The 528-nt window shown below is 80.3% G+C and carries 1 protein-coding gene; it reads right to left on the bottom strand.

Translation table 11 applies throughout. From position 1 onward, the window contains the following. Positions 1 to 528, bottom strand: a 528-nt coding sequence (locus AE652_RS42875) for an NAD(P)H-hydrate epimerase (protein WP_049661835.1), incomplete at both ends; no start/stop codon positions are given.

Genomic DNA, 528 nt, shown 5'->3' with positions numbered 1-528 from the left:
CTCGCCGCCGCCCGGCCCGACCACCCAGGCCTGCACCCGCCCGGCCCCGGCCGGACCGCCCTCGGTGACCAGCACCTCCGGGAAGCGCCGCACCACCTCCTCGGCCGCCGTTCCCACGTACCGGACGGCTCCCGCGCCCCCGTGCAGCGCCCCGGCCACCGCGAGCAGCGCCGCCCCCGGGTAGGTCGCCGAGCCGGCCGCCACCCCGACCACGCCGCGCCGGTACTTGTCGCTCTCCGCGCCCGGCACCGGCAGCAGCGCCGCCACGTCCGCGTGCTGGAGCGCCGTCACCTCCGCGGCGGGCGGCTCCAGCCCGATGCCGACCAGCTGCACGGCGCCCGCGTACGAGGCCCCCGGGTCGATCAGCAGACCGGGCTTGTACGTGCCGAAGCAGACCGTGACGTCCGCGCGCAGCGCCACGCCCGGCACCTCGCCGGTGTCGGCGTCCACCCCGCTCGGCAGGTCCACCGCGACCACCGCCCCGCGTCGCGCCGCCCGCGCGTACGGCTCCGCCGCGGGGCGCAGCCC

The organism is Kitasatospora sp. MY 5-36 (genome assembly GCF_001182915.1).
Lineage (GTDB): Bacteria > Actinomycetota > Actinomycetes > Streptomycetales > Streptomycetaceae > Kitasatospora.
Note: the sequence above shows the minus strand (reverse complement) of the source record. Positions and strands in the feature narration are given on the sequence as shown.